This window comes from Alkalibacterium gilvum (assembly GCF_900109085.1).
Taxonomy (GTDB): domain Bacteria; phylum Bacillota; class Bacilli; order Lactobacillales; family Carnobacteriaceae_A; genus Alkalibacterium; species Alkalibacterium gilvum.
This window is the reverse complement of sequence record NZ_FNYW01000029.1, coordinates 21,924-28,416: the sequence shown is the minus strand read 5'-3', so window position 1 is coordinate 28,416 and position 6,493 is coordinate 21,924. Positions and strand designations below refer to the sequence as shown.

At 34.5% G+C, this 6,493-nt stretch carries 7 protein-coding genes; 5 read left to right on the top strand and 2 right to left on the bottom strand.

The window, feature by feature from the left end; all coding sequences use genetic code 11:
* Window positions 1–437 precede the first annotated feature (437 nt).
* A complete protein-coding gene (locus BMX83_RS07695; RefSeq protein ID WP_218141934.1) occupies window positions 438–878 on the bottom strand; it encodes a phosphatase PAP2 family protein in 441 nt (146 codons plus the stop codon).
* 199 nt (window positions 879–1,077) lie between these two features.
* Complete coding sequence (locus tag BMX83_RS07690; RefSeq protein WP_177170541.1) at window positions 1,078–2,292, bottom strand: HD-GYP domain-containing protein; 1,215 nt, start codon at window positions 2,290–2,292, stop codon at window positions 1,078–1,080.
* Window positions 2,293–2,446: 154 nt separating this feature from the next.
* On the opposite strand from BMX83_RS07690, the gene BMX83_RS07685 reads away from it, so the two are divergent.
* The 5 genes from BMX83_RS07685 to BMX83_RS07665 all read left to right on the top strand — a co-directional run bounded on the left by BMX83_RS07685 (window position 2,447) and on the right by BMX83_RS07665 (window position 6,486).
* Complete coding sequence (locus tag BMX83_RS07685; protein ID WP_091635583.1) at window positions 2,447–3,055, top strand: N-acyl amino acid synthase FeeM domain-containing protein; 609 nt, start codon at window positions 2,447–2,449, stop codon at window positions 3,053–3,055.
* On the top strand, window positions 3,055–3,813 hold the full coding sequence (locus BMX83_RS07680; RefSeq protein ID WP_091635581.1) for a ThiF family adenylyltransferase: 759 nt from the start codon (window positions 3,055–3,057) through the stop codon (window positions 3,811–3,813). The genes BMX83_RS07685 and BMX83_RS07680 overlap by 1 nt, the downstream gene beginning before the upstream one ends.
* A 173-nt stretch (window positions 3,814–3,986) precedes the next feature.
* The gene (locus tag BMX83_RS07675; protein ID WP_177170540.1) at window positions 3,987–4,493 is read left to right on the top strand and encodes an RNA polymerase sigma factor; all 507 of its coding nucleotides are present in this window, start codon (window positions 3,987–3,989) and stop codon (window positions 4,491–4,493) included.
* Window positions 4,483–5,763: an anti sigma factor C-terminal domain-containing protein gene (locus BMX83_RS07670; protein WP_091635576.1), complete on the top strand. Its 1,281-nt coding sequence runs from the start codon at window positions 4,483–4,485 to the stop codon at window positions 5,761–5,763. The genes BMX83_RS07675 and BMX83_RS07670 overlap by 11 nt, the downstream gene beginning before the upstream one ends.
* Before the next feature lie 111 nt (window positions 5,764–5,874).
* Window positions 5,875–6,486, top strand: a complete 612-nt coding sequence (locus tag BMX83_RS07665) for a hypothetical protein (protein ID WP_091635573.1) — start codon at window positions 5,875–5,877, stop codon at window positions 6,484–6,486.
* Window positions 6,487–6,493 lie beyond the last annotated feature (7 nt).

Here is a 6,493-nt window from a genome sequence, read left to right as displayed (position 1 = left end):
TCTGAAGATGGTGTTGTCAACCAAATTATTTTAGCAATGATCGTCTATCTTCTTACGCTACTCATAAAATTGAAACTTGAACTAAAACAAACCATTTTCCAAATTTTAAGAGTGTTTCGTTCGGTTCAATTTGAATGTTATGATTATTTCGGGAAAATATTCGATCCAGGGTAAGTGAAAATTATCGTAAATTACTGAGGATAAAACAAAATAAGCTTAAAATTTCTGGAAAAAGTCATCCCTTGCGCCAGCAATTAAAACTTTTTTCCATTTTAGTGAAAACTATTTGTGATTCTTTACACAATTAAGCAATGGGATGAGTGGGTAGTTTTATGCAACACTAGTGATAATTAATGATTAAATTCATCTGTAATAAAATAAGGAAGGCATGGTCATCATAAGTGACCATGCCTTCCTTGTTTTATTTGAACAAATAGTTATAAATAGAACCCAATAATACCAGATAATATTCCAATCAGTGCTCCTGCAATGACGTCTTTTTTGAAGTGTACGCCACCAATAACACGTAAAACTGCTAAACCCACTCCTGCTATAATTAAAAATATGCCTAGAACTTTTGAAACAAAGAAAAGAGTAGTCGCAATAACAAAAGCAGAAAAGACATGCCGACTAGGAAAAGATTTACCTTTGCTCTGTTTTGATATAATAGGTTCTGTATCGTTTACCTCATACGGACGTGGAGCATTTATATGGTTTCGATAAAGACTAACTAATATAAAAGATATTAGGGGAACAAGTAAAACCTTCAAAAAAAGTGGATCCTTATAACTCAGTAATAGCACAAGTACGATAGGATAAATGGTATAGATCAAATGCGTAATGACATTATTAAGTAGATTAATTACTTTTGATTTCATATCGTTAAACATCCTAAACGTTCAGTTGGATTTCTCACTCTTATGCGTAAAAAAAGTGAGAGTAAGATTTTTATAAACACATAAATATTAAAAACAATGAAGGTGATGCTGCATACTATATAATTATTGATATATACATATTTACGATGTATAATTATTAAAGCAAATATAAAGCTATTTTATTAGATTGCTCATTTTTTTATAAGAAATCTGTTAGTTTTTCAAATTCTTCTAGAGGATCGTGACTTTCAAAATAGATCTTAATGAATTCAGATTCAGCTGCTTCAATCGCTTCTTTTAGATTAGGATCAAACTGGGATCCCAAACCGTCGTATATTCGCTTAAAAGCTTCTTCTAAGTCTATCCCACTGCGGTAAGCTCTCGTTGTTGTCATTGCATCAAAAGAATCGGCTACGGCTAATATACGTGCTTCTAGAGGGATATCTTTTTTTACGGAACCAGTAGGGTAGCCTTTACCATCCCATCTTTCATGATGATATAAGACACCATTTTTTAACCCTTGCAAACCATCAACTTTTTCTACCATCTGACCGCCAAGAGAAGTATGAGTTTTAATGACTTCATACTCTTCACTCGTCAGTGCTGTTGGTTTCGTCAGAATGCTTTCTGGCATATTTATTTTACCGATATCATGTAAAAGCCCACTAAGTCTTAAATGTGAGAGCTTTTGCTTGTGCTGATATTCAGGTAATTGTTTAGCTAAGGCTACAGCATATTGGCTCACGCGTTCGCTATGACCAAATGTATATAAATCTTTTGCTTCCATAGCTACAATAAAGCTCTGAACAACCTGCTCGAGCGTTGTTTCCATTGATTCAACGACAGTATTGACTTGTTTATCGTAGAGCATATTTAACTTGGATAGTACTAAATAACTAAACGTTGCGACAATGATATAGAGCAAGATGCGATTTGAAATATCTATAGCATCTGTAATATGTGCTGCATTATCTGGAAAGCCTATCCGAACAAAAATCATACTGAGAAGGCCAATTGTAGAATAAAAAATGGATAAGAAACGTTTCCCATATAGGCTCGTAACGATGGGAACCAATAGAAAATAACTCCATGCTTCTGAATAACCAGATCCAAAATACAAACTAATAATAACAAACACAACTGATTGTAGTACGATATGGGTGTTTACCTTCGTAGACGTGTGCGCAAAACGAAAAATTAAAAATACTAAAGATAAAACCAAAAAGATGAGTAATAATATACCCAAATCTGCACGTGAAAAAGGAATATGAAACCATCGAAACACAAGCGTCCAAGAGATACTTAATATTATGTAGATTGAAGCAATGTTTAAAATTTGAGAATTTAAATTTTGATCATAAGCTTGTATCAATTCGTCCATGATTTGTTTCTTTTCGGTTAAAGGTTCATTCATAAAAACATACATCCTACTATCATATTTTGATAAGAGACTATCCTATAAGATTTTATCATTTTTTTGTATAAATAACCATAAAACTGTAATATAAATTTGGTAACGCTTTAAAAGTGTTATAAGACTACAATAAAATTTTGAGGAGCGTGTTATAATGGGAAATAAAAATGAATATTGCTTCAAGAAGGTTGATGGAACTGAAAATACTCGAGCAATAGCTTTGCATCACCAGCGTTATCACGAGGTTGGTTTTTTAAAAAAGGATGAAAAGGATCCATATATTAATTATTCTACATATTTTGCGGTAGAAACTGTTAATACAAATAACGTAGTAGGAGTGACACGACTTATCTTTATGCCTTTGGCTGAACTTCCCACGATGAAACATTTCAATATATTTGAAGTTGAGAAATTAAAATTGACCGGTCTTGGGGATACTAAATATGCTGAGATTAGTGCTTTTACTAAAATGCCAAAGCATGATGTAGGGTTAGGTCTTATTCGAACGGTCTTAAACTACTCTATAGATAATGGTATTACTCACTGGGTTTGTTGTATTGATGAACGCGTTTACCGCTACATGCACCGTATTTTTAAATTTCCTTTTGAAATTATCGGTGAACCCAATGTGTACCTTGGTTCAAAAACAATCCCGTGTGTTTTGAATCTTTTAGAATGCTTGGATACATTAAAGGAAAAGCGTCGAATACTGTATGATTATTTGATAGCAAATGAGGAAAAGATAATGGAGGGAACGAAGTGATGATAAAAGAACAATTTAAACGAAATCTTGGAATCATGTCAGTAGAGGAGGTAGAAGCACTCCATGAAAAAACAATTGCTATTGCAGGTTGTGGATGTATTGGAGGATTTTCAGCAGAACTGCTGGCTCGTATTGGAATAGGCAAGTTGATATTAGCTGATCCAGATATTTTTGATATTTCCAACATCAATCGACAATGTGCTGCAACTCATCTGACTGTGAATCAGAGAAAAGCAGAAGCACTGAAAAATCATTTGCTGACGATTAATCCTGAAATGACTATTGAATGTTATAACGAAGGCGTAAACGAAACAAATATACATGCCTTTTTAGAAGACGTAGATTATGTAATTGACGCAATCGATTATTTTGCTTTTCCAGATTCAGTTGTTCTTCACAGGGCAGCACGCAAGAAAGACTTATTTATTGCTACAGCTGTTGCTCTAGGCTTTGGCACATCTGTTTTGACCTTTGACCCTAGTGGAATGACACTGGAGGAATACACGGGTGTACCAGAGGATATGACGGTAGATGAGCTACAAGGTAAAACCTTCCCACCATCAGCCTATACGCCAAGTCTACCTGAATATGCAACAGAGAAGAACGTGGCTGAATGGTTAGAAAATCGCTCAATCCCTACATTAAGTGTTGGGCAAGCCTTGGGACCTGGTGTACTGGTCTCTAAAATGATCCTACATTTGTTAGATAGAAAACAACCGAAGATTGTACCAGATTATTTCCAATTGCAATTTGAATAATTCTTTTTATTTTAAATAAACATACTTATAAATGCTGCTCCCTTTGTAAATGCAGAACCCATGTGTTTACAAGGGGCGTTTTTCTAATTTTACATAACCAGTAAATACATAAATATTAATCTAAGTGTAACCAATAGACGTTTCAAACGTATATAGAGTGAAGGAGGGTCATGATGAAGCCGGATGCCATGGAAGAAGCCTATAAAAAATATCACAAAGAATTATATTTGTATGCTTTAAGTCTTTGTCGTGATGAAACCTTGGCAGAAGACTTAGTTAGTGAAACGTTCTATAAAGGATTTATTGGATCGAATCGTTCAGAAGAAAATTTTAAGTATTGGCTTTTCAGAATACTAAAAAATCATTTTATCGATTTGAAACGGAAAAAACAGGCATCTTTGACCCTTGATACTTATGAGACATTTATACCTGATCGATCTGCAAAGGATCCCTCGAAAAATTATTTACATAAAGACCGTAACCGACGTTTATATAATCATTTAACGAGTCTAGAACCAGAAGTATACAGGGAAGTGCTTTACCTCTTTTACTATGGACGTATGAGCATCAGAGCTATTTCAAAGACAATTGGGCGGTCAGAAAGTCATACGAAAACCACTTTATATCGAGCACGGAAAAAATTGGGGAAAGTATTAAAGGAGGATTCTTATGAATTTTAAAGACGTGATGAGACGTTACAAAGAAGGAACAGCGACCGAAGAAGAAAAAGAGTTCGTTGAAAAAGAATTGGAGAAATTTGCCACAATAGAAGACTACTATGCGGAAGAGTTGCCGGATGAATTTATGAGTGATAGAGAATCAGAAAATGAAGAAGAATTAGTTAGTAGCCAATCTGAGACAACAAACATAAACAAAATAGTGAATCGGCGTCTGGGTAAAGTCGTACTCGTCTCTGTGTTGATTGTCATTTTACTCTACGTCGGAATATTTTACGGTTTATCCAATATCGTTGACCAGTTTTATTTTGATCCCACAGAAGAATCGCAGTCAAATGAAGAAGGTTTAACTAACATAGATTTTCAGTTTGATATGGATGCCCTTATCAGCTTGAATATGCCAGGGTACGTTAATGGTTCGTTCACAATCGAAGAATCCAAGGGCTTTGGGACTTATGAGACAGGTTATTTTCTTAAAAACTTGTTTACACAGAATGACACGTTGCATTTCGTGGATATCAAAAGAGGAATTCCTCAGAATTTCTATGGCGGTATTTTTGACAGCATCCCGCGGTTTAGTATTGATGAGGCTTTTAGAGACATCATACGACCTTTTCCTGAAGAGGCAAGTGACCAGTCAGTTGATATCAAAGAAGAATTTAAGCAGCGCTTTAACAGCAAGACGATTGAATATATGGAAGAATTGAATGATTTATCCTACGTTTCCATGACAATCGCTTTTGAAGAAGACTTAAATATGAGTGAATTATATCAACTGACCGAAGAACATCCAGAGCTGGATTTCAAGTGGGCCGGTGTACGAACGGTAGAACCTGGGACACGCTGGAGAGACGATCAGCCTATGCATTTAATTGGCTTTGTTCCTGATATTAACGCTGAACCAAGTTCAAACATGGAGCCGGATTCGGATAAATATCCTTTGTTTAATTTGAATGATATTTTCTTTGATGCGGGAAACAGATCGCCGAAAGAAATTTTATCAGAAGGATACCAAACGCACTTCACCTCACGACTAAGTTGGTTAAAAGACCATGAAAAATTTGTTGAAATCTTTGATTACAATGCAGCTAAAACGGAATTTTATGCGGATGCACTTGATTATGTTGAAGATAACGGAGTGGAGACATACGGTGTACTCGTATACGGTACCGCCGAAGCTTTTTCTGAAAGCCTCGAAAGTCTTCCTTATGACAGGATAGTGATTGATGAAGTCGATTCATCCAAGCCAAGTGTGAAAATTTATTACGATTAAATTTGAGAAAAGTTATATATAAACAATTATAAATGTTAAGATGAAAGAGTAGTTGCTATTAATATCATGAAAATAACTAGCAACGATTATTAAACTAAAGGTGGAAGTAAAATGGATATAGAAAAGGTGAAATCATTTTATGAAGACTACATTTCAAAAATTGGAAAACGTAAAGCACTCTATAAAAAAGTAATAAATGACTTTGACGTTTCATCTGTCTTGTATCCCGGAAGTCACATAGATATTTCCCCATCTTTCATCATTCCTAATGTCACTTATATTGATAATTTTAAAGGGGCTATACGCTTTTTCAAGGATATAGATGCTGTGAACATGTATATTGATGAGCAGAAAGACTACAAAGAAAAAAGCGAAGCCAAATTCATAGGAAAAAATTATTATGATAATTTAGATATTGAACCTGTGGACTTGGTTATCTCTCAATATGCAGGATTTGTTGGACAAGCTACCAAAGATTACTTGAAAAAAGATGGTATACTTTTGTGCAATGACAGCCATGGAGATGCAACACTTGCTTATTGTGATGAGGACTATATATTTATTGGTATTGTGGATAGTCATAATCAAGTCTCTTGTAGAAACTTGGACCATTATTTTAAATTACCCAAAGAAAAAGCAATCGACAGTGATAGAGTGAAAGATAAAATGAAGGGTTTAAGATATACGAAAACGGCTAATAATTATTTATTTAAAAAACGATAGTATAAAT